This is a genomic window from Streptomyces sp. 6N223, assembly GCF_052246635.1.
Classification (GTDB): Bacteria; Actinomycetota; Actinomycetes; order Streptomycetales; family Streptomycetaceae; genus Streptomyces.
In genome coordinates this window covers 1-22,378 of record NZ_JBQQCA010000047.1, presented here as the reverse complement: position 1 = coordinate 22,378, position 22,378 = coordinate 1, and the positions used below count along the sequence as shown (strand labels likewise).

General features: G+C 72.9%; 24 protein-coding genes. 9 read left to right on the top strand and 15 right to left on the bottom strand.

The window, feature by feature from the left end; all coding sequences use genetic code 11:
* Positions 1-13: 13 nt before the first annotated feature.
* From dapD to ACTWQH_RS24660, 3 genes are read right to left on the bottom strand one after another with little or no spacing between them, the layout of a single operon-like run.
* Complete coding sequence (gene dapD / locus ACTWQH_RS24670) at positions 14-1,027, bottom strand: 2,3,4,5-tetrahydropyridine-2,6-dicarboxylate N-succinyltransferase (RefSeq protein ID WP_443288923.1); 1,014 nt, start codon at positions 1,025-1,027, stop codon at positions 14-16.
* Between the two features lie 10 nt (positions 1,028-1,037).
* The gene (locus tag ACTWQH_RS24665) at positions 1,038-1,619 is read right to left on the bottom strand and encodes a TetR/AcrR family transcriptional regulator (RefSeq protein WP_443288922.1); all 582 of its coding nucleotides are present in this window, start codon (positions 1,617-1,619) and stop codon (positions 1,038-1,040) included.
* On the bottom strand, positions 1,619-1,942 hold the full coding sequence (locus ACTWQH_RS24660) for a DMT family transporter (protein WP_443288921.1): 324 nt from the start codon (positions 1,940-1,942) through the stop codon (positions 1,619-1,621). Before ACTWQH_RS24660 ends, ACTWQH_RS24665 begins: the two co-directional genes overlap by 1 nt.
* Positions 1,943-2,106: 164 nt before the next feature.
* On the opposite strand from ACTWQH_RS24660, the gene ACTWQH_RS24655 reads away from it, so the two are divergent.
* Positions 2,107-2,343 (top strand): hypothetical protein, encoded by a 237-nt coding sequence (locus ACTWQH_RS24655; protein ID WP_443288920.1) that lies wholly within the window; start codon positions 2,107-2,109, stop codon positions 2,341-2,343.
* 81 nt (positions 2,344-2,424) lie between these two features.
* Here the strand turns inward: ACTWQH_RS24655 and ACTWQH_RS24650 are convergent, their stop codons facing one another.
* The 8 genes from ACTWQH_RS24650 to ACTWQH_RS24615 all read right to left on the bottom strand — a co-directional run bounded on the left by ACTWQH_RS24650 (position 2,425) and on the right by ACTWQH_RS24615 (position 9,163).
* Complete coding sequence (locus ACTWQH_RS24650) at positions 2,425-2,763, bottom strand: metal-sulfur cluster assembly factor (RefSeq protein WP_443288919.1); 339 nt, start codon at positions 2,761-2,763, stop codon at positions 2,425-2,427.
* A complete protein-coding gene (gene sufU, locus ACTWQH_RS24645) occupies positions 2,760-3,224 on the bottom strand; it encodes a Fe-S cluster assembly sulfur transfer protein SufU (protein WP_443288918.1) in 465 nt (154 codons plus the stop codon). The genes ACTWQH_RS24650 and sufU overlap by 4 nt, the downstream gene beginning before the upstream one ends.
* 38 nt (positions 3,225-3,262) lie before the next feature.
* Positions 3,263-4,546 (bottom strand): cysteine desulfurase, encoded by a 1,284-nt coding sequence (locus ACTWQH_RS24640; RefSeq protein ID WP_443288917.1) that lies wholly within the window; start codon positions 4,544-4,546, stop codon positions 3,263-3,265.
* Positions 4,543-5,307, bottom strand: a complete 765-nt coding sequence (gene sufC, locus ACTWQH_RS24635) for a Fe-S cluster assembly ATPase SufC (protein WP_443288916.1) — start codon at positions 5,305-5,307, stop codon at positions 4,543-4,545. The genes ACTWQH_RS24640 and sufC overlap by 4 nt, the downstream gene beginning before the upstream one ends.
* 7 nt (positions 5,308-5,314) lie before the next feature.
* Entirely contained in the window at positions 5,315-5,665 is a 351-nt protein-coding gene (locus ACTWQH_RS24630; RefSeq protein WP_443288915.1) for a non-heme iron oxygenase ferredoxin subunit, read from the bottom strand.
* Positions 5,662-6,843 carry a Fe-S cluster assembly protein SufD gene (gene sufD / locus ACTWQH_RS24625; protein ID WP_443288949.1) on the bottom strand — a complete coding sequence of 394 codons (1,182 nt, stop codon included), beginning with the start codon at positions 6,841-6,843 and terminating at the stop codon, positions 5,662-5,664. The genes ACTWQH_RS24630 and sufD overlap by 4 nt, the downstream gene beginning before the upstream one ends.
* Before the next feature lie 74 nt (positions 6,844-6,917).
* Positions 6,918-8,339, bottom strand: a complete 1,422-nt coding sequence (sufB, locus tag ACTWQH_RS24620) for a Fe-S cluster assembly protein SufB (RefSeq protein ID WP_443288914.1) — start codon at positions 8,337-8,339, stop codon at positions 6,918-6,920.
* On the bottom strand, positions 8,336-9,163 hold the full coding sequence (locus tag ACTWQH_RS24615) for a helix-turn-helix transcriptional regulator (RefSeq protein ID WP_443288913.1): 828 nt from the start codon (positions 9,161-9,163) through the stop codon (positions 8,336-8,338). The genes sufB and ACTWQH_RS24615 overlap by 4 nt, the downstream gene beginning before the upstream one ends.
* Positions 9,164-9,300: 137 nt before the next feature.
* Here ACTWQH_RS24615 and ACTWQH_RS24610 point away from each other — a divergent pair, with 137 nt between their 5' ends.
* Genes ACTWQH_RS24610 through ACTWQH_RS24600 form a run of 3 tightly spaced genes read left to right on the top strand, consistent with a single transcriptional unit; the run spans position 9,301 to position 12,132 of the window.
* Positions 9,301-10,236, top strand: a complete 936-nt coding sequence (locus ACTWQH_RS24610; RefSeq protein WP_443288912.1) for an ABC transporter ATP-binding protein — start codon at positions 9,301-9,303, stop codon at positions 10,234-10,236.
* A 6-nt stretch (positions 10,237-10,242) separates the two neighbouring features.
* Positions 10,243-11,031, top strand: coding sequence for an ABC transporter permease (locus ACTWQH_RS24605; protein ID WP_443288948.1), 789 nt, complete (start codon positions 10,243-10,245; stop codon positions 11,029-11,031).
* Between the two features lie 54 nt (positions 11,032-11,085).
* Entirely contained in the window at positions 11,086-12,132 is a 1,047-nt protein-coding gene (locus ACTWQH_RS24600) for a COX15/CtaA family protein (protein WP_443288911.1), read from the top strand.
* A gap of 87 nt (positions 12,133-12,219) precedes the next feature.
* Here ACTWQH_RS24600 and ACTWQH_RS24595 read toward each other — a convergent pair whose 3' ends face one another.
* Genes ACTWQH_RS24595 through ACTWQH_RS24585 form a run of 3 tightly spaced genes read right to left on the bottom strand, consistent with a single transcriptional unit; the run spans position 12,220 to position 13,919 of the window.
* Complete coding sequence (locus tag ACTWQH_RS24595) at positions 12,220-12,597, bottom strand: nuclear transport factor 2 family protein (RefSeq protein WP_443288910.1); 378 nt, start codon at positions 12,595-12,597, stop codon at positions 12,220-12,222.
* Between the two features lies 1 nt (position 12,598).
* A complete protein-coding gene (locus ACTWQH_RS24590; protein ID WP_443288909.1) occupies positions 12,599-12,910 on the bottom strand; it encodes a hypothetical protein in 312 nt (103 codons plus the stop codon).
* A gap of 31 nt (positions 12,911-12,941) precedes the next feature.
* A complete protein-coding gene (locus ACTWQH_RS24585) occupies positions 12,942-13,919 on the bottom strand; it encodes a heme o synthase (protein ID WP_443288908.1) in 978 nt (325 codons plus the stop codon).
* Positions 13,920-14,381: 462 nt separating this feature from the next.
* Here ACTWQH_RS24585 and tkt point away from each other — a divergent pair, with 462 nt between their 5' ends.
* The 5 genes from tkt to pgl are packed head-to-tail and all read left to right on the top strand — an operon-like array spanning position 14,382 to position 20,902.
* Positions 14,382-16,457 carry a transketolase gene (gene tkt / locus ACTWQH_RS24580; protein WP_443288907.1) on the top strand — a complete coding sequence of 692 codons (2,076 nt, stop codon included), beginning with the start codon at positions 14,382-14,384 and terminating at the stop codon, positions 16,455-16,457.
* A gap of 37 nt (positions 16,458-16,494) precedes the next feature.
* Positions 16,495-17,616 carry a transaldolase gene (gene tal, locus ACTWQH_RS24575; RefSeq protein WP_443288906.1) on the top strand — a complete coding sequence of 374 codons (1,122 nt, stop codon included), beginning with the start codon at positions 16,495-16,497 and terminating at the stop codon, positions 17,614-17,616.
* 6 nt (positions 17,617-17,622) lie between these two features.
* Positions 17,623-19,167, top strand: coding sequence for a glucose-6-phosphate dehydrogenase (zwf, locus tag ACTWQH_RS24570; protein ID WP_443288905.1), 1,545 nt, complete (start codon positions 17,623-17,625; stop codon positions 19,165-19,167).
* Positions 19,164-20,144 (top strand): glucose-6-phosphate dehydrogenase assembly protein OpcA, encoded by a 981-nt coding sequence (gene opcA / locus ACTWQH_RS24565; protein ID WP_443288904.1) that lies wholly within the window; start codon positions 19,164-19,166, stop codon positions 20,142-20,144. The genes zwf and opcA overlap by 4 nt, the downstream gene beginning before the upstream one ends.
* Complete coding sequence (gene pgl, locus ACTWQH_RS24560; RefSeq protein WP_443288903.1) at positions 20,141-20,902, top strand: 6-phosphogluconolactonase; 762 nt, start codon at positions 20,141-20,143, stop codon at positions 20,900-20,902. The genes opcA and pgl overlap by 4 nt, the downstream gene beginning before the upstream one ends.
* Before the next feature lie 235 nt (positions 20,903-21,137).
* Here the strand turns inward: pgl and ACTWQH_RS24555 are convergent, their stop codons facing one another.
* On the bottom strand, positions 21,138-22,241 hold the full coding sequence (locus ACTWQH_RS24555; protein WP_443288902.1) for a hypothetical protein: 1,104 nt from the start codon (positions 22,239-22,241) through the stop codon (positions 21,138-21,140).
* Positions 22,242-22,378 lie beyond the last annotated feature (137 nt).

Sequence of the window (22,378 nt, the reverse complement as noted above, 5' to 3'; positions counted from 1 at the left end):
GGGCCCGATTCTGTCAATTGTGGGTGTGCAGCGCGGCGTTGAGGCCACCCCACGTGCCGGTGCGCGGCAGCGCCTCGACGGTGCCGGTGGTGGAGTTGCGGCGGTAGAGGAGGTTGTGGGCTCCGGAGAGCTCCAGCGCCTTGACGATCTTGCCGTCGGGGAGGGTGACGCGGGTGCCGGCGGTGACGTAGAGCCCGGCCTCGACGACGCAGTCGTCGCCGAGGGAGATGCCCAGGCCCGCCTCCGCGCCCAGCAGGCAGCGCTGGCCGATGGAAATGGTCCGCTTCCCGCCGCCGGAGAGGGTGCCCATGATGGAGGCGCCGCCGCCGATGTCGGAGCCGTCGCCGACGACGACGCCCGCGCTGATGCGGCCCTCGACCATGGAGATGCCGAGGGTGCCGGCGTTGAAGTTGCAGAAGCCCTCGTGCATGACGGTGGTGCCGAACGCCAGGTGGGCGCCGAGGCGGACCCGGTCGGCGTCGCCGATGCGGACGCCGGTGGGGATCACGTAGTCGGTCATGCGGGGGAACTTGTCGATGCTGGTGACGGCGAGGTGGGCGCCGGAGGCGCGGGCGGCGAGGCGTACGCGCTCGATGTCGTCGGCGGCGACGGGGCCGAGGCTGGTCCAGGCGACGTTGGCGAGCAGGCCGAAGACGCCCTCCAGGCTGAGGCCGTGCGGGCGGACCAGGCGGTGGCTGAGCAGGTGCAGCCGCAGGTAGACGTCGTGGGCGTCCAGCGGCTTGTCCTCCAGCGAGGAGACGACCGTACGCACGGCGACCACCTCGACGCCGCGGCGCGGGTCGGGGCCGAGGGCCTCGGGGGCGGCCTCGCCGAGCAGCTCGGCGGCGCGCTCGGCGCTCAGCCGCTCGGTGCCGGCCGCGGCGGCGGGGCCCTCGGGCTCCGTGGTGAGCTCGGGGGCGGGGTACCAGGTGTCGAGCACGGTGCCGTCGGGGGCGAGGGTGGCGAGCCCGGCGGCGACGGCGCCGGTGGTGCGGGGGTCGGGGGTGGTGGTGGATGCGTCGGTCATGCCCCCGACGCTAGCCGGTGGCGGCGGGCGGCGGCGAACCCGTCTCATTCAGCAGGCGCGCGAACGCCTCGGTCGTCTGGGCGGCGTCGTAGGGGCGGTTGGTCAGCAGGCACTGGAGGGTGAGGCCGTCGCCGAGGGCGACGAGGGCGCGGGCGGTGGCCATGTCGGGGACGAGGCGGCGGCGCGGCAGGGCCTCGGCCATGGCGTCGAGGCAGGCGGCGGCCAGCGGGCGCACGGCGGGGTGGCGCAGCCCGGCGACGTACAGCTCGTACTCGACCTCGGTGCGGGCGCGGTCGTCCTCCAGGCAGGACCGGACGAACGCCGCCGCCTGCGGGGCGAGCGGCTTGGCCGGGTCGGCCGCGGCGGCCCACACCTCCCAGCGGGCGAGCCAGGCGTCGTTGACCTGCCGCAGCGCGGCGAGGAGCAGCTCGTCGCGGTCGGCGAAGTGGTAGGTGGTCGAGCCGAGCGGCACGTCGGCCTCGGCGGCGACGGCGCGGTGGCTGAGGGCGGCGACGCCGCGCTCGGCGATGAGCCGGACGGCGGCGTCCACGATGCGCCGGCGGCGGTCGGGGTCGTGGCGGCGAGGGCTCATCAGTGGGCCGCCCCGCCGAGGTTGAGGACGACGACGCCGGCTATGACGAGCGCGACCCCGAGGATCTTGGCGGCGGTGAGGGCCTCGCCGAGGAAGGCCATGCCGATGGCGGCGATGAGCGCGGTGCCGGCGCCGGACCAGACGGCGTAGGCGATGCCGACGTCCATCGACTTCAGGGCCTGGGCGAGGAGGGTGAAGGAGACGCCGTAGAGGCCGAGGCAGGCGAGGGTGGGCGCGAGCCGGGTGAAGCCGTCGGTGCGCGTCATGACGGTGGTGCCGAGGATCTCGGCCAGGATCGCGGCGGAGAGCGTCACGTAGACCATGCGTACCAGCGTACCCATCGATGCGTACGCGCGTACGCAAGCATGCGTACGATCGCACCTATCCGCCCGGCCGGGGTGACTGCCCGCGCGTCAGCGGGGAACCGCCCGGCGTTCCCGCCATCCTTGCGGCGGACGTCCGAGGACACGACGAAGGAGTGAGGACCATGGCCCAGTGCGAGACCTGCGGCAACGAGTACCGGATGGCCTTCGAGGTGCGCGCCGCCGGTCAGGTGCACATCTTCGACAGCCTGGAGTGCGCCGCGCAGAAGATGGCGCCGATCTGTGAGAACTGCGGGTGCCGCATCCTCGGCCACGGCATGGAGACGGAGGACGGGCACTTCTACTGCTGCGGGCACTGCGCACGGATGCAGGGGCACCGGGAGCTGGTGGACCACGCGTGAGGGCCCGGCTGGACGAACGGGGCGGGAAAAAGGGAGTCCGGGGCGACGGCCCCGGACCCCCTGGGAGGCCCGGACCAGCGGTCAGACGTTGAAGCCGAGGGCGCGCAGCTGTTCGCGGCCGTCGTCGGTGATCTTGTCGGGGCCCCACGGCGGCATCCAGACCCAGTTGATCTTCAGGTCGTTCACCAGGCCCTCCGTGGCGCTCCTGGCCTGGTCCTCGATGACGTCCGTGAGCGGGCAGGCCGCGGAGGTCAGCGTCATGTCGAGCGTGGCGACGTTGTCGTCGTCGACGTGGACGCCGTAGATCAGGCCGAGGTTGACGACGTCGATGCCGAGCTCGGGATCGACGACGTCCATCATCGCCTCGCGGATGTCCTCCTCGCTCACCGGCGTGGTCGCGGCGGTTCCGGTCTCGCTCATGCCGTCTCCTCCAGTGCGCTCTCGCCCAGCACCTGGGCGGTGGCGTCCTTCCATGCCATCCAGCTCAGCAGCGCGCACTTCACGCGCGCCGGATACTTCGAGACGCCGGCGAAGGCGACCGCGTCCTGCAGCACGTCCTCCATGGCGTCGTCCGGGGTGACCCGGCCCTTGGACTGCATCAGCTCCAGGAAGGTCTCCTGGATCTTCCGCGCCTCGGTCACCTCCTTGCCGACCAGCAGTTCGTTCAGCACGGAGGCGCTGGCCTGGCTGATCGAACAGCCCTGGCTCTCGTAGCTGACGTCGGCGATGGTCTCGCCGTCGTACCGCACGCGCAGCGTGATCTCGTCCCCGCAGGTGGGGTTCACGTGGTGCACCTCGGCGTCGCCCTCGCGCAGGCCCCGCCCGTGCGGGTGCTTGTAGTGGTCCAGGATCACTTCCTGGTACATCGACTGCAGCTGCACGTCCTTATACCACCCTCGTGTCCGACGTCCCTGTCCGGCTATCCGAAGAAGCTCCGTACGTACTCCAGGCCTTCGACGAGGGCATCGACCTCCGCCGGGGTGGAGTACAGATAGAAAGACGCCCTCGTCGTCGCGGGAATTCCGAACCGCAGGCAGACCGGGCGGGCGCAGTGGTGCCCGACCCGGACGGCGATGCCCTGCTCGTCCAGGACCTGGCCCACGTCGTGGGGGTGGATGTCGCCGAGGGTGAAGGAGATCGTGGCGCCCCGGTCCTCCGCCGAGACCGGGCCGATCAGCCTCAGGTCCGGCACCTCGGCCAGGCGGCCGAGCGCGTACTGGGTCAGCGCGTGCTCGTGCGCGGCGATCTTCTCCATGCCGATGCCGGCAAGGTAGTCCACGGCCGCGCCCAGCCCCACCGCCTGCGCGATCGGCGGCGTGCCGGCCTCGAACTTGTGCGGGGCCGGGGCGTAGGTGGAGGAGTGCATGGTGACGGTCTCGATCATCTCGCCGCCGCCGAGGAAGGGAGGCAGGTCCTCCAGCAGCTCCTGCCGCCCCCACAGCACGCCCACGCCCGTCGGGCCGCACATCTTGTGGCCAGTGAAGGCGACGAAGTCGGCCTGGAGCGCCTGCACGTCCAGCGGCATGTGGGGCGCGGCCTGCGAGGCGTCGATCACCACCAGGGCGCCGACCTCCTGGGCCCGGCGGACGATATCCTCCACCGGGTTGAGCGTGCCCAGCACGTTGGAGACCAGGACGAAGGAGACGACCTTGGTGCGCTCGGTGATGACCTGGTCGATGGCGCTCAGGTCCAGCCGCCCGTCGTCGGTGAGGCCGAACCACCTCAGCTTCGCGCCGGTCCGCTGCGCCAGCAGCTGCCAGGGCACGATGTTGGAGTGGTGCTCCATCTCCGTGATGACGATCTCGGTGCCCGAGTCCACCCGGTAGGGCTCCTCGGCCCAGCCGAGCATGTTCGCCACCAGGTTCAGCGACTCGGAGGCGTTCTTGGTGAAGACGACCTCGTCGCGGCTGGGGGCGTTGATGAACGCCGCCACCTTGTCGCGGGCGCCCTCGTACAGCGCCGTGGCCTCCTCGGCCAGCACGTGCACGCCGCGGTGGACGTTGGCGTGGTGCCGCTCGTAGTAGTCGTTGAGCGCGTCCAGCACCTGGCGCGGCTTCTGCGAGCTGGCGGCGCTGTCGAGGTAGACCAGCCGCTTCCCGTCCTGGACGGTGCGCTCCAGGATCGGGAAGTCCTTGCGGATGGCGTCGGTGTCCAGCAGCCCGGTCAGCAACGCGCCGGGGTCGGAGGATTGGGTCAGCGTCATGAGGTGGCCACCCCCTTGGTGTACTGCTCGTAGCCCTCGGCCTCCAGCTTGTCGGCAAGCTCCGGGCCGCCGGACTCGACGATCCGGCCGGAGGCGAAGACATGCACGTGGTCGGGGGTGATGTACCGCAGGATACGGGTGTAGTGCGTGATGAGGAGGGTGCCGGCCTCGCCGGTGGCGCGGACGCGGTTGACCCCCTCGGAGACGATGCGCAGCGCGTCGATGTCCAGGCCCGAGTCGGTCTCGTCGAGGATCGCGATTCTGGGCCTGAGCAGTTCGAGCTGGAGGATCTCGTGGCGCTTCTTCTCGCCGCCGGAGAAGCCCTCGTTGACGTTGCGCTCGGCGAAGGCGGGGTCGATGCCGAGGCGCTCCATGGCCTCCTTGACCTCCTTCACCCAGGTGCGCAGGCGCGGCGCCTCGCCGCGGATGGCGGTGGCGGAGGTGCGCAGGAAGTTGGAGACGGAGACGCCGGGGACCTCGACCGGGTACTGCATGGCGAGGAAGACACCGGCGCGGGCGCGCTCGTCCACGCTCATCGCCAGCACGTCCTCGCCGTCGAGGGTGACGTTGCCGGAGGTGACGGTGTACTTCGGGTGACCGGCCAGCGAGTAGGCCAGGGTGGACTTGCCGGAGCCGTTCGGGCCCATGATGGCGTGCGTCTCGCCCTGCTTCACGGTCAGGTCGACCCCGCGCAGGATCTCGGTGGGGCCGTTCTCGCCCTCGACGGAGACGTGCAGGTCGCGAATGTCAAGCGTTGCCATGGTGCCTTCAGGACTCCTGGGTGACGGAGACGAGCACGGCGGCGCCGGGGCCGTCTCCTTCGATCTTTACGGGGTATACGGGGATGGGTCGGGTGGCGGGCAGGCCGGAGGGCTTGCCGGTGCGCAGGTCGAAGGTGGAGCCGTGCAGCCAGCACTCGACCTGGCAGTCCTCCACCTCGCCCTCGGAGAGCGAGACGTTCGCGTGCGAGCAGATGTCGTTGACCGCGAAGACCTCGCCCTCGGTCTTGATGACGCAGACGGGCGTGCCCTCGAGCTCGACGCGCTTGGGCACGTCCTCCTCCAGCTCGCCGAGCGAGCAGACCTGTCGGAAGCCGGTGGCGCCGGGAGCATCAGTCATGCGATCGACGCCTCCAGTTCCGCCTCCAGCTTGGCGATGAGCCGCTCCTCCAGGTCGGGCACGCCGATCTGCTGGACCAGCTCGGCGAAGAAGCCGCGCACCACCAGGCGCCGGGCCTCGGTGGCGGGGATGCCGCGCGACATCAGGTAGAACAGCTGCTCGTCCTCGAAGCGGCCGGTGGCCGAGGCGTGGCCGGCGCCGAGGATCTCACCGGTCTCGATCTCCAGGTTGGGGACCGAGTCGACGCGGGCGCCGTCGGTGAGGACGAGGTTGCGGTTGAGCTCGTAGGTGTCGGTGCCTGTGGCGGCGGCGCGGATCACCACGTCGCCGATCCACACCGCGTGTGCCCGCTCGCCCTGGAGCGCGCCCTTGTACGCCACGTTGCTGCGGCAGTTGGGCGCGCCGTGGTCGACGAAGAGGCGGTGCTCCTGGTGCTGACCGTTGTCCGTGAAGTACAGCCCGTACAGCTCGGCCTCGCCGCCGGGGCCGGCGTAGCTGACGCGCGGGTGCAGGCGTACCACGTCGCCGCCGAAGGTGACGACGACCGACTTGTACGAGGCGTCGCGGCCGACCAGCACGTTGTGCTGGGAGCAGTGCACGGCGTCGTCGTCCCAGTCCTGCACCGAGACCACCGTCAGCTTGGCGCCGTCGCCGACGTGGAACTCGACGTTGGCGGCGCGGGTGGTGGTGCCGGTGTGGTCCAGGACGAGGATGGCCTCGGCGAAGTCGCCGATCTCGAAGATCGTGTGCCCGTAGGTGACGCCGCCCTCGCCGTGCAGGCTGAACCGCAGGGGCTCGGGCAGCACCGCCTCCTTGGGCACCGAGACGACCGTGGCCTTCTCGAAGGCGGAGAACGCCTGGGCCGCGACCCGGTCCACGGGCTTGCCGGCCCGGCCGACGCGCGGATCGTCGCGGCCGACGGTCTCCATCGTGACGCCCTCGGGCGCGGAGACCTCGACCTTCATGGAACCGGACGCTGCGGCGGTGCCGTCGTGCAGCCCGTTCAGCCGCTCCAGCGGGGTGAAGCGCCACTCCTCCTCGCGCCCGTGCGGCACGGGGAAGTCCGCCACGTCGAAGGAGGGCGCGGCGGAAAGCCGCGTGGCGACGCCGGATTCTGCGGCAACCGCGACCGGGCCGCCCGCGCTGGAGCCGGCCGGGATGCTCTGGGCCTTGGCCATGGGTCTCGTCGTGCTCACTCTCTGGGTCTTCTCGGTCTTGAGGACTTGTAGGGGGAAACCAGCGCCGGGCGTCGTCAGCCGACGGCGCCCTCCATCTGCAGCTCGATGAGCCGGTTCAGCTCCAGGGCGTACTCCATGGGCAGCTCCTTGGCGATCGGCTCGACGAAGCCGCGCACGATCATCGCCATCGCCTCGTCCTCGGACAGGCCGCGGCTCATCAGGTAGAAGAGCTGGTCGTCGCTGACCTTGGAGACGGTGGCCTCGTGGCCCATGGTGACGTCGTCCTCGCGGACGTCGACGTACGGGTAGGTGTCGGAGCGGGAGACCGTGTCCACCAGCAGGGCGTCGCACAGCACGTTGGACTTCGAGCCCTCGGCGCCCTCGCCGATCTCGATCAGGCCCCGGTAGGAGGTGCGGCCGCCGCTCCTGGCCACCGACTTGGAGACGATGTTGGAGGAGGTGCGCGGCGCCATGTGCACCATCTTCGCGCCCGCGTCCTGGTGCTGGCCCTGGCCGGCGAAGGCGATGGACAGCGTCTCGCCACGGGCGTGCTCGCCCATCAGGTAGACCGCGGGGTACTTCATCGTGACCTTGGAGCCGATGTTGCCGTCGATCCACTCCATGGTGGCGCCCTCGTAGGCCACGGCCCGCTTGGTCACCAGGTTGTAGACGTTGTTCGACCAGTTCTGGATGGTCGTGTAGCGGCAGCGGGCGTTCTTCTTGACGATGATCTCCACGACCGCCGAGTGCAGCGAGTCCGACTGGTAGATCGGCGCGGTGCAGCCCTCGACGTAGTGCACGTACGCGCCCTCGTCGACGATGATCAGCGTCCGCTCGAACTGGCCCATGTTCTCGGTGTTGATCCGGAAGTACGCCTGGAGCGGGATCTCCACGTGCACGCCCTTCGGCACGTAGATGAAGGAGCCGCCGGACCACACCGCCGTGTTCAGCGCGGCGAACTTGTTGTCCCCGGCGGGGATCACGGTGCCGAAGTACTCCTGGAAGAGCTCGGGGTGCTCCTTCAGGCCCGTGTCGGTGTCCAGGAAGATGACGCCCTGGGCCTCCAGGTCCTCACGGATCTTGTGGTAGACGACCTCCGACTCGTACTGCGCGGCGACGCCGGCGACCAGCCGCTGCTTCTCGGCCTCGGGGATGCCGAGCTTGTCGTAGGTGTTCTTGATGTCCTCCGGCAGGTCGTCCCAGGTCTGGGCCTGCTTCTCGGTGGACCGCACGAAGTACTTGATGTTGTCGAAGTCGATGTCGCCGAGCTCGGCGCCCCAGGTGGGCAGGGGCTTCTTGCCGAAGAGCCTCAGGCCCTTCAGCCGCAGCTTCAGCACCCAGTCGGGCTCGTTCTTCTTGGCCGAGATGTCGCGGACGACCTCCTCGGACAGGCCGCGCCGCGCCGACGAACCCGCGGCGTCGGGGTCGGCCCAGCCGTATTCGTAGGTGCCCAGCCCTTCCAGCTCGGGGTGGGCAGTCTCCGTGGGGCTCGTCATGCGGGGTTCCTCCCGGCGTTACGTGGTGGTGCGGTGGTCGTGACGGTGCTCGTCGTGCTGGTGGTCGTGCTCGTCGTGCTGGTCTTGGAGATCTTGGGGGTCGGGACGAAGGTGGTGCACACCCCGTCGCCGTGGGCGATGGTGGCCAGGCGCTGCACGTGCGTGCCGAGCAGGTGGGAGAAGACCTCGGTCTCCGCCTCGCACAGCTGCGGGAAGCGCGCGGCGGCATGCGCCACCGGGCAATGATGCTGGCACAGCTGCTGCCCGCCCGCGGCGGGGGCCGGTGCGTCACGCGCGGTGGCGGCGTACCCGTGCCGCGACAGGGCCTCGGCCAGCGCCCGCGCCTTCTCCTCGCCACTCGCCCGCTCCACGAACGGCCGGTACGCCTCCGCCTGGGCGGCGGCCCTGGCCTGGGCGAACGCCATGACGGCGGCGGCGCCCCGCTCCCCGCTCCCGGCGCCGCGCTCGATCCAGCGCAGCGCCTCGACGGCGAGCTCGTCGTACGCCTGGTGGAAGGCGTCCCGGCCGCCCTCGGTCAGCGCGTACGCCTTGGCGGGGCGGCCCCGGCGGCGCGAACCGTACACCGGGCGCTCGCGGGGCTCGACGACGCACTCGGCGACCAGCGCGTCGAGGTGGCGCCGCACGGCGGGCTGGGTCAGCCCCAGGCGGTCGGCCAGCTCGGCCGCGGTCGACGGGCCGTGGTCGAGGATGGAGCGGGCCACGCGCTGGCGCGTGCCGTGCTGCTCCTCGGCGGCGGGCAGACCGAAACCACCGGTGGCACCTACGGCCACCGGCGCGTCACGCTGCTCGTCCGCGTTTTTCACAACGCCATTGTTGCTTAATTCAAGCGAGGCGAGCAAGCCGCGTCCTGACCAGCCGGAATGGAGTGCGTCACGTAAGGCGACCCTAAGCCGGCGACCGGGGAGCGGAGGCGCCCGCGGGGGTTTCTAGACTCCCAGACATGCACCACGCGCACTCCGCACCGGCCGTCGAGGCCCGCGGCCTGGTCAAACGGTACGGCGGCACCACGGCCGTCGACGGCCTGGACCTCACCGTCGAGCGGGGCGCCGTCACCGCCGTGCTCGGGCCCAACGGGGCGGGCAAGACCACCACCATCGAGTCCTGCGAGGGCTACCGGGTGCCCGACGCCGGGCGGCTGCGCGTCCTCGGCCTCGACCCGGTCGCCGAGGCCGCCGCGCTGCGCCCGCGCATCGGCGTCATGCTGCAGAGCGGCGGGATCTACCCGGGGGTGCGGGCGATGGAGATGCTGCGCCACATGTCCCGGCTGTACGCCCACCCCCTGGACGTGGAGGCCCTCGCCGAGCGGCTCGGCCTCGGCTCCTGCGGGCGTACGCCCTACCGGCGGCTCTCCGGCGGCCAGCGGCAGCGGCTCGCGCTGGCCCTGGCCGTGGTCGGCCGCCCCGAACTGGTCTTCCTCGACGAGCCGACCGCCGGGCTCGACCCGCAGGCGCGCCACGCCACCTGGGACCTGATCCGCGAGCTGCGCGCCGACGGCGTGAGCGTCGTGCTGACCACGCACCACATGGAGGAGGCCGAGGAGCTCGCCGACCGGGTCGCCATCCTCGACGGCGGGCGGGTCATCGCCCACGGCACCCCCGCCGAGTTGTGCGGCGGCGGCGAGAAGGCCGACGTGCTGCGCTTCGCCGGGCGGGCCGGGCTCGACATCGCCTCGCTGCGGGCGGCGCTGCCGGCCGGCTGCGAGGTGGCCGAGCCCGTGCCGGGCGGCTACCGCGTCACCGGCGACGTCACGCCGCGGCTGCTGGCCACCGTCACCGCCTGGTGCGCCCAGCACGGGGTGCTGCCGGACCGGATCACCACCCGGCGGCACTCCCTGGAGGACGTCTTCCTCGAACTGACCGGCAGGGAGCTGCGCTGAGTGACCATGACCACGGACCCCGACGCTCCGGGCCGGCACACGCCGCGCCCCGGGGCCGCGCCGCCGCTGCGCATGGTCGCCGCGCAGGCCGCGCTGGAGACCCGGATGCTGCTGCGCCACGGCGAGCAGCTGCTGCTGACGGTCGTCATCCCGACGCTGCTGCTGACGCTGTTCAGCGCCGTGGACATCGTCGAGGTGGGTGAGGGCGAGGGCGAGCGCGTGGACTTCCTGGCGCCCGGGGTGCTGGCGCTGGCCGTGTGCGCCACGGCGTTCACCGGCCAGGCCATCGCCACCGGCTACGAGCGGCGTTACGGCGTGCTCAAACGCCTGGGCGCCTCGCCGCTGCCGCGCTGGGGGCTGCTCGCCGGCAAGACCGGCGCGGTGCTGGCGGTGCTGGCGCTTCAGACGGCGCTGCTCGCGGCCGTGGCCCTGGCGCTGGGCTGGTCGCCGCACGGCAGTCCGGTGGCCGTGGCGGCGCTGCTGCTGCTCGGCACGGCCGCCTTCTCCGGGCTCGGCCTGCTGATGGCGGGCACGCTGCGGGCGGAGGCCACGCTGGCCGCGGCCAACCTCGTCTTCGTGCTGCTGCTCTTCGGCGGCGGCGTGATCATCCCGCTCGGCGACTTCCCCGGGCCGGTGCGCGAGGCGCTGGAGCTGCTGCCGCTGGGCGCGCTGTCGCACGGGCTGCGCGAGGTGCTGCGGGACGGCGCGGGGATGCCGTGGGCGGACGCCGCCGCGCTGGGCGTGTGGGCGGTGCTGGGTCTCGGGGCGGCGGCCCGGTTCTTCCGCTGGGAGTGAGTGGGCGCCCGGCCCTCGTGAAAGCGCGCACAAGCGGCGGCCTACGATGAGCGGGTGCCTACCGCCCCTACTGCCCCTGGCGCCCAGACCGCGCAGACCGCGCAGACCGCGCTGACCGCCCTGCGGAACCCGCTCGCCTTCATCGCCGCGCGCTGGACGCCGCAGCCGCGCACGGTGCGGCGGGCGGCGTTCACCGCGCTCGCCATGAGCGTCCTCATCGTGATCACCGGCGGCGCGGTACGGCTCACCGGCTCGGGCCTGGGCTGCGAGACCTGGCCCAAGTGCACCGACGACAGCCTGGTCGCCACCTCGGAGATGGGGATACACGGGCTGATCGAGTTCGGCAACCGGATGATGTCCTACGTGGTGTCGGCCGCCGTCGGCTGGTTCATCATCGCCGCGCGCGCCGCCAAGCCGCGCCGCCGGGAGCTGACCCGGCTGGGATGGGCGCAGTTCTGGGTCGTCATGAGCAACGCCGTGATCGGCGGCGTCACCGTGCTGACCAAGCTGAACCCCTACATCGTCGCGGCCCACTTCCTGGCGGCGATGGCGCTGGTGACGGTGACGGCCGTGGCGTGGGTGCGCAGCCGCGAGGGCGACGACGCGCCGCGCCCGCTCGTCGGCGTCCAGGTGCGGCGCGCGGTGCTGGGCCTCACGGGGCTCGCGGGCGCGCTGGTGTTCGTCGGCACGGCGGTGACGGGCAGCGGGCAGCACGCTGGTGACGACAGCGAGATCGAGCGGATGCCGTTCGGGTGGGACGCGGTGACGCGGGTGCACTCCCTGCTGGCGTGGGCGGTGGTGCTGGGCGCGGTGGGGCTGTGGGCCGCGCTGCGCGTGGTGGACGCGCCGGGCGCGCCGCGGGCGCGGACGCGGGAGCTGGTGGCGGTGCTGGTGGCGCAGGGTGCCGTCGGGTACACGCAGTACGCCCTCGACGAGCCGGAGTGGCTGGTGGCGGTCCACCTGCTGGGCTCGACACTGGTGTGGATCGCGGTACTGCGGCTGCTGCTGGCGACGCGGGAGCGGGGTGCGGCGCCCGGCGCGGTCCCGCCTGCGGCGGGCGCAGCGGCGCACCAGCCCGTCCCGGCCGCGGTCGCCCGGTAGGGCTCCCGGGGCTCCGCCCCCGGACCCCCGGGCCGCCCACGCCCCGGCACCCCACCCTGGGTTGAGCGCCGTCGTCAACCGCTGGGATCACTCGCGCCAGTGGCCCGTCCAGTCGTACAGCGGCGCCGTCGTGGCGTACTCGCGCAGGTACGTGATGCGCTCCCCCGCCACGCGCGCCACCGTCGCGCCGTCGAACGTGTGGGACTCGCCCTTCCACGTGCACGAGAACACCCACTCCGTGGTCAGCACCCCGCCCGCCGACGCCTCCGAGCTGATCTCCCAGGCGTCCACGGACCCGCCCGCCGCGAACCACGCGCGCATCCACTGCCCGACCCGCTCGTGGCCCCGGTACACGGGACCGTAGGACTCGATCACCACGCAGTCATCGGCCAGCGTGTCCAGCACGCCCGGGATGTCGTGCCGCGTCCACGCCTCGATGTAGGCGCGCAGGAGGTTGGCCGGCATGTCAGCGCCCCAGCTGCATGCCCGCCATCCGGCGCCACTCGTAGGGGCCCGTGCGAACCCGGGCCGCCAGTTCGGCGTCGAAGGCGTCGTGGAGCGTGACGCCCGCGCGCTCGGCGGCGCGGGCCAGCGGCTCCCGGGCGGGGGCCACCACGTCGCCCCAGCCGCCGTCTGCGCCGACCAGCACCAGGCGGTAGCCCCGGACGCCGAGGTAGGAGATCTGCCCCTCCGCGCCGCCGTGCGCGGCGGCGAAGGCGCTCACGCGGCGGGCCACGCGGCGTTCCAGACGTCCTGCACGTTCTGTCGTCTCAGCCATGCCTGGATGCTACCCGCAGGTAACAGAGGGTTCAGCGCAGGAAGGGGTCGATGGCGACGGCGAGGAAGAGGACGGAGACGTAGGTGATCGACCAGTGGAACAGCCGCATCTCCTTCAGCCGCGCGCCCGTCAGCCCGGCGCGGGCACGCGCCTGGAGGCCGTGTGCCTCCCACAGCCACCACGCGCCGGCGGCCGTGGCGACCAGCGGGTAGAACCAGCCGACGTACCCCATCGGCCACAGGGTCAGCGAGACGCCGACCATGAGCCAGCTGTAGATCACGACCTGCCGGGCGACGACCGTGTTGGCGGCAATGACCGGCAGCATCGGGACGCCGACCCGCGCGTAGTCGTCCTTCACCTTCATCGACAGCGGCCAGTAGTGCGGCGGCGTCCAGAAGAAGATGACGAGGAAGAGCACGACGGCGGCCCAGGAGAGCTCGGCGGTCACCGAGGTCCAGCCGATCAGCACGGGCATGCACCCGGCGATGCCGCCCCAGACGATGTTCTGCGAGGTGCGGCGCTTGAGCCACATCGTGTAGACGACGACGTAGAAGAGGAGGGCGCCGAGCGACAGCGCGGCGGAGAGCCAGTTCACCGCCAGGCCGAACCAGAGGGTGGAGGCCACGGCCAGCGTGAACCCGAACGCCAGGCACTCCGCCGGGCGCACGACGCCGGTGACCAGCGGGCGGTTCGAGGTGCGGTGCATCACCGCGTCGATGTCCCGGTCGAGGAACATGTTGAGGGCGTTGGCGCCGCCGGCCGAGAGGTAGCCGCCCAGGCAGGTGGCGAGCACCAGCCACAGGTCCGGCACCCCCTCCTCGGCGAGGAACATCACCGGGACGGTGGTGATCAGCAGCAGCTCGATGATCCGGGGCTTGGTCAGCGCGACGAACGCCCGGATGCGGTCCGCGCGGGTCCACTGGCCCGTGGATCCTGAGGGCCCGGCCTGCGACCCGGCCTCGGATGCTGCCTCGGCCTCGGTCTCGGGACGGGATTCGACGGCCGTCACGGACACCCCTGCTCCTGCGTGGTCAGCGGCTGGCGCTGCGGGTTTGTGGCGGGCCCCACCGCAGAACCGGCTGGTGAGGCTCGCGCTGTACCCCGTCACTTTAGACGCCCCGGTCGGACCCCCCGCCGCCGGGGCCCGTGTCGGGAGGGCCCGGCGCCGGCGCCGGGACCTCCCCCGCGCCGTTCACGCTCCGGGTGCCGGAGCGTCTCCTCCGGAACCCTGGCGTTCACCGCGCGGCAACGCCACGGTCCCCCGCCGCCCCGCCGCGCCCCGCCGCCCCGCGAAGCGACGGTGGCCGGACGGTAGTCTCGATGACGGTCTCTGACATCCGAAGGAGCCGGGAGACCGTCAAGCCTGCCAGCACCGTCGGGCGGCCAGAACGCACGGGCGCGGCGGGGGTCATCCGTCGCCCTCGCCGCCCGTGCCTGCCTGACGCATTGCGGAGAGGAGCCCTGACGCAGGGTGAGCATCACGCCGACCACTTCAGACTCAGACCTCGACTGGACCGACCTGGACGACCGGGCCGTCGACACCGCCCGTGTCCTGGCCATGGACGCCGTACAGAAGGTCGGCAACGGCCATCCAGGCACGGCCATGAGCCTGGCGCCCGCCGCCTACCTGCTCTTCCAGAAGCTGCTGCGGCACAACCCCGCCGACCCGGCCTGGACCGGCCGCGACCGCTTCGTGCTGTCGGTGGGCCATACCAGCCTCACCCTCTACGTCCAGCTGTTCCTCGCCGGGTACGGCCTGGAGCTGGAGGACCTGAAGTCCTTCCGCACCTGGGGCTCCCGGACCCCCGGTCACCCCGAGCACGGGCACACGGTCGGCGTGGAGACCACCACCGGGCCGCTGGGGCAGGGCATCGGCAACGCCGTGGGCATGGCGATGGCCGCCCGCTACGAGCGCGGCCTGTTCGACCCCGACGCCGAGCCCGGCACCTCCCCCTTCGACCACTCCGTCTGGGTCGTCGCCGGCGACGGCTGCCTGCAGGAGGGCGTCTCCAGCGAGGCGGCGTCCCTCGCCGGGCACCAGAAGCTCGGCAACCTGGTGCTGCTCTACGACGACAACCACATCTCCATCGAGGGCGACACCGCGGCGGCGTTCTCCGAGGACGTGCTGAAGCGGTACGAGGCGTACGGCTGGCACGTGCAGCGCGTCGCGCCCAAGGAGAGCGGCGACCTTGACCCGCGGGCGCTGCACGCGGCGTTCCTGGCCGCGAAGGCCGAGACCGGCAGGCCGTCGATCATCGCCGCCCGCTCGATCATCGCCTGGCCCGCCCCCAACGCCCAGAACACCGAGGGCGCCCACGGCTCGGCGCTCGGCGCGGAGGAGGTCGCCGCCACCAAGCGGGTCCTCGGCTTCGACCCCGAGCAGGACTTCGCCGTCGAGGACGCCGTCCTCGCCCACACCCGGGCCGCCGTCGAGCGCGGCATCGCCGCCCAGGACGCCTGGGACAAGAAGCTCGCGGCCTGGCGGCAGGACAACCCCGCGCGGGCGGCGGAGTTCGACCGGATCCGGGCCGGGCGGCTGCCGGAGGGCTGGGAGAAGGCGCTGCCGGCCTTCGAGGCGGGCGGCTCCGTCGCCACGCGCAAGGCCTCCGGCCAGGTGCTGAAGGACCTGGGCGCGGTCATCCCCGAGCTGTGGGGCGGCTCGGCCGACCTGGCGGGCAGCAACAACACCACCATCGACGCCGCCTCCTCCTTCCTGCCCGCCGGGAACCCGCTGCCGGAGGCCGACCCCTACGGCCGCACCGTGCACTTCGGGATCCGCGAGCACGCCATGGGCGCGGCCATGAACGGCATCGCGCTGCACGGCAACACCCGCGTCTATGGGGGCACCTTCCTGGTCTTCTCCGACTACATGCGCCCGGCCGTGCGGCTGGCCGCGCTCATGGGCCTCCCGGTGACGTACGTGTGGACCCACGACTCCATCGGTGTGGGCGAGGACGGCCCCACCCACCAGCCCGTCGAACACCTCTCGGCGCTGCGGGCCATCCCGGGCCTGAACATCGTCCGCCCCGCCGACGCCAACGAGACGGTGATCGCCTGGCGCGAGATCCTCAAGCGCGACAACGCCCCGCACGGCCTGGCCCTGACCCGGCAGAACCTGCCCATCTACGAGGCGAACGAGGACACGGCGCTGGGCGGGTACGTGCACACCGAGGCCGAGGGCGGCGCACCCCGGGTGATCCTGATCGCCACCGGCTCGGAGGTCCAGATCGCGCTGGCCGCCCGCGACGCGCTGCAGGCCGACGGCGTCCCGACGCGCGTGGTGTCCGTGCCGTGCGTGGAGTGGTTCGAAGAGCAGGACCGCGCCTACCGCGACCGGGTCCTGCCCCCCGCCGTCCGCGCCCGCGTCGCCGTCGAGGCCGCCGTCGGCATGACCTGGCACCGCTACGTCGGCGACGCCGGCCGCGTGGTGTCCCTGGAACACTTCGGCGCCTCCGCCGACGCCAAGACGCTCTACCGCGAATTCGGCCTCACCCCCGAGGCGGTCGCCCAGGCCGCCCGGGAATCCCTGACGGCCGCCGAGCGCTGACCCGTACGTAACCAGCTTTTCAGGAGATGCGATTGCCATGACCGACGCACTCAAGCGCCTGACCGGAGAGGGTGTCGCGATCTGGCTGGACGACCTGTCGCGCGCGCGCATCACGTCCGGCAACCTCGCGGAACTGCTCGACCAGCAGAACGTCGTGGGGGTGACCACCAACCCGGCGATCTTCCAGAAGGCCATCTCGGGCGGCGACGGGTACGAGCAGCAGCTCGCCGACCTGGCGGCGCGGGAGCTGACCGTCGAGGAGGCGCTGCGGATGATCACCACCGCGGACGTCCGCGACGCCGCCGACGTGCTGCGCCCGGTGTACGAGGCCACCGGCGGCCTCGACGGCCGGGTCTCGATCGAGGTCGACCCCCGCCTGGCGCACGACACCCGGGCCACCGTCGCCGAGGCCAAGCAGCTCGCGTGGCTGGTGGACCGGCCGAACACCCTCATCAAGATCCCGGCGACCCCGGCCGGGCTGCCCGCGATCACCGAGACCATCGCCCGCGGCATCAGCGTCAACGTCACGCTGATCTTCTCCCTCCAGCGCTACCGCGAGGTGATGGACGCCTACATGTCCGGCCTGGAGCAGGCGAAGGCCAAGGGCCTGGACCTGTCGGGGATCTACTCGGTGGCGTCGTTCTTCGTCTCCCGCGTCGACACCGAGGTCGACAAGCGCCTCGACGCGCTGGGCACCGACGAGGCCAAGGCGCTGCGCGGCAGGGCTGCGCTGGCCAACGCCCGCCTGGCGTACCAGGCGTACGAGGAGGTCGTCGCCGGCGACCGCTGGGAGGCGCTCTCCCGCGCCGGGGCCAACCCGCAGCGCCCGCTGTGGGCCTCCACCGGCGTGAAGGACCCTGCCTACCCCGACACGCTGTACGTCACGGAGCTGGTCGCCCCGGGCACGGTGAACACCATGCCGGAGGCGACACTGCGGGCCACCGACGAGCACGGCGAGGTGACCGGCGACACGGTGCGCGGCCGCTATGAGCAGGCCCGCGCCGACCTGGACGCCCTGGAGAAGCTCGGCATCTCCTACGACGAGGTCGTGCAGCTGCTGGAGGACGAGGGCGTGGAGAAGTTCGAGACCGCCTGGAACGCGCTGCTGGCCTCCACCGAGGCGGAGCTCCGGCGCCTCGCGGACGACGAGGAGGGTTGAGCGACGGTGAGCACGTCCACGGCCGCTCGGGTCGCGAAGAACCCGCTGCGCGGGCCGGCCGACCGGCGGCTGCCGCGGATCGCGGGCCCCTCGGGGCTGGTCATCTTCGGCGTCACCGGCGACCTGTCGCGCAAGAAGCTCATGCCGGCCGTCTACGACCTGTCCAACCGCGGGCTGCTGCCGCCGGGCTTCTCGCTGGTCGGCTTCGCCCGCCGCGACTGGGAGCACGAGGACTTCGCGCAGGTGGTGCACGACTCGGTGAAGGCGTACGCCCGCACCCCCTTCCGCGAGGAGGTGTGGAGCCAGCTCGCCGAGGGGATGCGCTTCGTCCCCGGCGCCTTCGACGACGACTCGGCGTTCACCACGCTGCGCTCCACCATCGAGCAGCTCGACAAGGAGCGCGGCACCGGCGGCAACTTCGCCTTCTACCTGTCGGTGCCGCCGAAGTACTTCCCGACGGTGGTGCGGCAGCTGAAGAAGCACGGCCTGTCGCAGGCGCCGGGCGACAGCTGGCGGCGGGCGGTGATCGAGAAGCCCTTCGGGCACGACCTGGCCTCGGCGCGCGAGCTGAACGCCATCGTGCACGAGGTGTTCTCGCCGGACGAGGTCTTCCGCATCGACCACTACCTGGGCAAGGAGACCGTCCAGAACATCCTGGCGCTGCGCTTCGCCAACACCCTCTTCGAGCCGATCTGGAACCGGTCCTACGTCGACCACGTGCAGATCACCATGGCCGAGGACATCGGCATCGGCGGCCGCGCCGGGTACTACGACGGCATCGGCGCCGCGCGGGACGTGATCCAGAACCACCTCCTCCAGCTCCTGGCCCTCACCGCCATGGAGGAGCCCGCCTCCTTCGACGCGGAGTCCCTGGTCACCGAGAAGCTGAAGGTGCTCAACGCCGTGAAGCTCCCGGCCGACCTGGCCCGCCACACTGTGCGCGGCCAGTACACGGCCGGCTGGCAGGGCGGCGAGAAGGCCGTCGGGTACCTGGAGGAGGACGGCATCGACGCCGCCTCCGTGACCGACACCTACGCCGCGCTGCGCCTGGAGATCGACAACCGCCGCTGGGCGGGCGTGCCGTTCTACCTGCGCACCGGCAAGCGCCTCGGGCGGCGGGTGACGGAGATCGCGGTGGTGTTCCAGCGCGCCCCGTACTCGCCGTTCGACGCCACCGACACCCAGGAGCTGGGCCGCAACGCGCTGGTGATCCGGGTGCAGCCGGACGAGGGCGTGACGGTCCGCTTCGGCTCCAAGGTGCCCGGCACCCAGATGGAGATCCGGGACGTGACCATGGACTTCGCCTACGGCGAGTCGTTCACCGAGTCCAGCCCGGAGGCGTACGAGCGGCTGCTGCTCGACGTGCTGCTGGGCGACGCCAACCTCTTCCCCCGCCACCAGGAGGTGGAGCGGTCCTGGGAGATCCTGGACCCGGTGGAGGAGTTCTGGGCCTCGCACGGCAGGCCCGAGGCGTACACCTCCGGCACCTGGGGGCCGAAGGCGGCGGACGAGATGCTCGCGCGCGACGGACGGAGCTGGCGGCGGCCATGAACATCGACCTGACGGACACGACATCCAGCCAGATCAACTCCGGGCTGGTGCGGGCGCGCCGGGCCAGCGGCAGCCCGGCCGTCGGCATGGTGCTGACCCTGGTCATCGTCACCGACGAGGGCAACCACTACGACGCGCTGAAGGCGGCGAGCGAGGCGTCCAAGGAGCACCCGGCGCGGATCCTCGTCGTCATCAAGCGGCCGGGCCGCTCGCCGCGCGAGAAGGCGGCGGCGCGTCTCGACGCCGAGGTGCGGGTCGGCGGTGGCGCCGAAGGCGCTGGGACCGGCGAGACGGTGCTGCTGCGGCTGCACGGCGAGTTGGCGGCGCACGCCTACAGCGTGGTGCTGCCGCTGCTGCTGCCGGACGCGCCGACCGTCGTCTGGTGGCCGGGTGAGGCGCCCGCCCACCCGGCGGACGACCTGCTGGGCACGCTCGCGCAGCGCCGCATCACGGACGCGGCGACGGCCGAGGACCCGGTGGGGGCCCTCGGCTCCCGCGCGGCGGTGTACGCGCCCGGCGACACCGACCTGGCGTGGACGAGGATCACGCCGTGGCGCAGCGTGCTGGCGGCGGCGCTGGACCAGAAGGACGCGACGATCACCGGGGCGAGCGTGGAGGGCGAGGAGTACAACCCGAGCGCCGAGCTGCTGGGCATGTGGCTGACGGAGCGGCTGGCGGTGCCGGTGGAGCGCAGGATCTCCGACGGGCCGGGCATCACGGCGGTGCGGCTGGCGACGGCGGACGGCGTGATCTGCCTGGACCGGCCGGACGGCTCGCTGGCGAAGCTGGCGGTGCCGGGCCAGCCGGACCGGCATGTGGCGCTGCACCGGCGGGCCACGGCCGAGCTGATCGCGGAGGAGCTGCGGCGGCTCGACCCGGACGAGGCGTACGCGCACGCGGTGCGGGTCGGCGTCGGGCGGCTTCAGGCCCCTGCCGCGCCGGTCCCGGAGGCCGTCGCGGAGGACGGCGGGTCGTGACCGAGACCCCGCAGCTTGTGGTTCACCGCGACAAGGAGCTGATGGCGCGGGCGGCCGCCGCACGGCTGATCACGAAGGTCGTGGACGCGCAGGCCGCCCGCGGCTCCGCCTCGGTGGTGCTGACGGGCGGCCGCAACGGCAACGGCCTGCTGGCCGCGCTCGCCGCGTCGCCCGCGCGGGACGCGATCGACTGGCGGCGCCTGGAGGTGTGGTGGGGGGACGAGCGTTTCCTCCCGGACGGCGACCCCGAGCGCAACCACACCCAGGCCCGCCGGGCGCTGCTCGACGCGGTCCCGCTCGACCCGGCGCGGGTGCACGTGATGGCCGCCTCCGACGGCCCGTACGGCGCCGACCCGGAGGCGGCGGCCGAGGCGTACGCCGCGGAGGTGGCCGCCGCGCCCGACCCGTTCGACGTGCTGCTGCTGGGGGTGGGGCCCGACACGCACGTGGCATCGCTCTTCCCCGAGCACCCGGCGGTTCACGAGACCGAACGCCTGGCGGTCGCGGTCCACGGCGCGCCGAAGCCGCCGCCCACCCGCATCACGCTCACGCTGCCCGCCATCCGCTCCGCCCGCGAGGTGTGGCTGCTGGCGGCGGGCGAGGACAAGGCGAAGGCGGCGGCCCTGGCGCTGTCCGCCCCCGGCGCCATCCAGACCCCGGCGGCGGGCGCGCACGGCACGGCCCGCACGCTGTGGCTGCTGGACCACGCGGCGGCGTCCGAACTGCCGCCGGACCTGTACCCGCCGGCGACGGCCTAGTGGTGCTTCGTCAGGCTGGTGCTGCCCGGATCCGGGTGGGTGGCTGATCGGCGGACCTGACGAAGCACCACGAGCCAGAGACTTGTGACGCTGCCGTGGCCAGCGGTGCTCGCCCGCCGCTCCCACCGGCTCCTCACGGTCGGGGGCGCTCGCGGCCCGGGGCCCCGCGGGCGGGCAACACGCTTGCGGCCAAGCCGAGCCGCGGGCGGGTGCCCACGGCTCCCGCACGTCTCCCCTACCGGCCGTAGCGGTCGCGGCGGCGCGGGGCGTACGGCGGGAAGGCGGCCGGGTCGGTGAAGTCGCGGTCCGCGTCGGGCCAGCGGCGCCGCAGCAGGGACGCCGTGCGCCGGGCCCACCCGGCGAGGGCGGGCAGCGCCCGGTGCGCCTCGGCGGCGCGGGCGGCGGCCTCCAGGGTGGCGACGAGCTGCCCCCGGCTGTCGAGGCCGGGCGGCCGGGTGTCGAGCCGGGGGAACCGCTCCAGGCGGACCAGCGCCCAGGACAGGCACGCCGCGGCCAGCCCGAGCCCGTAACGCCGGTCGTCCTCGGCCTCGGGCACGCCCCGGGCGAGGGCCCTGCGGTAGTGGCCGGCGAGCCCCGAGGCGGCCGGCTCGCCGACGGACATCCACGCCGGGCCGGGGACGTGCAGGCAGACGGCGTCGGTGAGGGCGTGGGCGTACGAGGCGTGCTCGAAGTCGATGAGCCGGGCGTCGGCGGGGCCCTCGGGGGCGACGAGGCAGTTGTTGGCCTCGGCGTCGTTGTTGCTGAGCGCGAGGAAGGGGCCCGGGTCGTCCAGCTCGCCCAGCGCGACGGCGAGGTCGGACGCGGCCCGGCCGGTCAGCGGCGCGCCGAGGCTCGCGGCGTGGCCGTACGCCGCCTCCCGCAGCCGCGCGAAGTACCGCGCCGGGCCGGGCTCCGGCGCGCGGAAGGCACCGGAGCGGCGGGCGGTGGCGGCGCCCAGCGCGCCCCGTGCGCGGGCGAAGGCGACCAGCCGCTCGGCGTGCGCGGCCGCGCCGTCGCGGCGGAGCAGCCGGTCGAGGGCGGTGCGGGGCGCGAGGTCCTCCAGGACGGCGTACCCGGCGTCCTCGTCGACGGCGACGACACGCGGCGCCAAGGCGAGCCCGAGATCCTCGGCAAGGAAGCGGAGCGCGGCGACCTCGGTACGCAGGCGATGGGGCGGCAGCCACTTCACGATCACGCTGCCGGGCGTGCCGCCAGGCCCGAGCCGCGCTCGGGCGATGGCCCACGGCTCCAGGCGCTGCCAGCGCTCGACGGTGACCGTCCGGGCGTGAACGCCCGTCAGCAGCGCGGCGATATGGGCGGGTTGGGGTGCGTCGGACACCCCGCCCACCCTAGCCGGGGGCTCGAGTCCCAGGCCCCCGCTTTTTCTCCGCCCACCCCGCCCCCACTGAACCCCGGGTGGGGTGCCGGGGTGTGGGCGGCGCGGGGGTCCGGGGGCGGAGCCCCGAGGGGCGGGTG

Bases quoted from the DNA above. Each gene is read 5' to 3' on its own strand.
- ACTWQH_RS24595 (WP_443288910.1), bottom strand. From the start codon at position 12,597: ATGCCGGCCAACCTCCTGCGCGCCTACATCGAGGCGTGGACGCGGCAC.
- tal (WP_443288906.1), top strand. From the start codon at position 16,495: ATGACCGACGCACTCAAGCGCCTGACCGGAGAGGGTGTCGCGATCTGG.
- ACTWQH_RS24590 (WP_443288909.1), bottom strand. From the start codon at position 12,910: ATGGCTGAGACGACAGAACGTGCAGGACGTCTGGAACGCCGCGTGGCC.
- sufB (WP_443288914.1), bottom strand. From the start codon at position 8,339: ATGACGAGCCCCACGGAGACTGCCCACCCCGAGCTGGAAGGGCTGGGC.
- ACTWQH_RS24640 (WP_443288917.1), bottom strand. From the start codon at position 4,546: ATGACGCTGACCCAATCCTCCGACCCCGGCGCGTTGCTGACCGGGCTG.
- ACTWQH_RS24650 (WP_443288919.1), bottom strand. From the start codon at position 2,763: ATGAGCGAGACCGGAACCGCCGCGACCACGCCGGTGAGCGAGGAGGAC.
- ACTWQH_RS24655 (WP_443288920.1), top strand. From the start codon at position 2,107: ATGGCCCAGTGCGAGACCTGCGGCAACGAGTACCGGATGGCCTTCGAG.
- ACTWQH_RS24630 (WP_443288915.1), bottom strand. From the start codon at position 5,665: ATGACTGATGCTCCCGGCGCCACCGGCTTCCGACAGGTCTGCTCGCTC.
- sufD (WP_443288949.1), bottom strand. From the start codon at position 6,843: ATGGCCAAGGCCCAGAGCATCCCGGCCGGCTCCAGCGCGGGCGGCCCG.
- sufC (WP_443288916.1), bottom strand. From the start codon at position 5,307: ATGGCAACGCTTGACATTCGCGACCTGCACGTCTCCGTCGAGGGCGAG.
- opcA (WP_443288904.1), top strand. From the start codon at position 19,164: ATGAACATCGACCTGACGGACACGACATCCAGCCAGATCAACTCCGGG.
- ACTWQH_RS24660 (WP_443288921.1), bottom strand. From the start codon at position 1,942: ATGGTCTACGTGACGCTCTCCGCCGCGATCCTGGCCGAGATCCTCGGC.
- ACTWQH_RS24605 (WP_443288948.1), top strand. From the start codon at position 10,243: ATGACCACGGACCCCGACGCTCCGGGCCGGCACACGCCGCGCCCCGGG.
- ACTWQH_RS24610 (WP_443288912.1), top strand. From the start codon at position 9,301: ATGCACCACGCGCACTCCGCACCGGCCGTCGAGGCCCGCGGCCTGGTC.
- ACTWQH_RS24665 (WP_443288922.1), bottom strand. From the start codon at position 1,619: ATGAGCCCTCGCCGCCACGACCCCGACCGCCGCCGGCGCATCGTGGAC.
- dapD (WP_443288923.1), bottom strand. From the start codon at position 1,027: ATGACCGACGCATCCACCACCACCCCCGACCCCCGCACCACCGGCGCC.